A 1,443-nucleotide genomic window follows, 5' to 3' on the forward strand; every position below is an offset into this window, starting at 1 on the left:
TGATCAGGTGCGATGGCACCATGTAGTCCGGCAGCGTCTGCTGCAGATGCGCGCGCAGATCTGCTGACTCGATTCCGGTGCCATCGGTCACGACGTAACCAACCAGCCGAAGATCGCCGTCCTCATCCGCTCGCGCCAGCACCGCCACGTCGCGTACACGCTCGTGACGCCGCAGTGCCGCCTCGATCTCGCCCGGCTCGATCCGGAACCCGCGAATCTTGACCTGATGATCCGCGCGACCAATGTATTCGATCGTGCCGTCGGCCAGATAACGCGCGAGGTCACCCGTGCGGTACATCCGGCTTCCTGCCTCGCCGAACGGGTCCGGCACGAAGCGCTCCGCACTCAGGTCTGCGCGGTTCAGATAGCCACGTGCCAGGCCCGCCCCGCCCACATACAGTTCACCCACCACACCCAACGGCACCGGCTGGCCTTCGCCATCCAGCAGATAGACCCGCGTGTTCGCAATCGGACGACCAAGCGGCACACCGCCCACCGTCAGTGTCCCGGCAAGCTCATAGGCCAGTGCATCACCCGCAACCTCCGACGACCCATACAGGTTCAGCAGCCTCACGCCCGGCCACGCTTCGTTCACACGTGCGGCCAGTTCCGACGCCAGTGCTTCACCGCTGCTCACCAGCAGCATGCCCTGCGGCGCCGCCTGATCCAGCTCCAGCAACGCGCGCAGCAGCGACGGCACTACCGTCAGCCGGCTCGCGCCCTGTTCGACCACGCGATTCCACAGCTTGACGGGATCACGCGCCGTCTCGCCATCGACAATCGACAGCGTCGCGCCACCCACCAGCGGTGCAAGTGTCTCGGTCACCGAATCGATGAAGTTCAGCGAGGTCTTCTGGATATGCCGTTGACCCACCTGAACCGGCTCACGCTCCTGCATCCACGCCAGACGGTTCACCATCGAGCGGTGTGTTCCGACCACGCCCTTGGGCACCCCCGTCGAACCTGACGTGTAGATCACATAGGCCGGATGATCGGCATATGCGAGCGAAACCGGATTCGTTGCCGGACAGGCATCGAATGCGCCGTGCTCGAATGCATCCACGCCGATGGGCAACGCCGGATAACCGTCGATCAGTTCACCATCAACACCGCCCCGCGTCAGAACCACCAGCGGCATCGCGTCACGCAACATGTAGGCAAGCCGTTCCGGCGGATACGCCGGATCGAGCGGCAAATACGCACCACCCGCTTTCAGCACCGCCAGCATGCCGACCACCAGCTCCGGCGAGCGCTCCATGTACACGCCAACCCGCACCTCCGGCCCCACGCCCAGGGTCCGCAGATGATGCGCGAGGCGGTTGGCCTTCGCGTTCAGTGACACGTAATCCAGCCGCCCATCGTCGGACACCACCGCCCACGCCTCCGGCGCGCGCTCGACCTGCGCCTCGAACCACGCCGACAAGGTCGGCCCCACCGGATACG

At 65.3% G+C, this 1,443-nt stretch carries 1 protein-coding gene; it reads right to left on the reverse strand.

The features are described 5' to 3' along the window. Positions 1-1,443 (reverse strand): amino acid adenylation domain-containing protein (locus HB633_RS30545; protein WP_213781853.1); only part of this gene is annotated, 1,443 nt, incomplete at both ends.

Source organism: Caballeronia sp. dw_276 (genome assembly GCF_018449635.1).
In the GTDB taxonomy this organism is placed as follows: domain Bacteria; phylum Pseudomonadota; class Gammaproteobacteria; order Burkholderiales; family Burkholderiaceae; genus Caballeronia.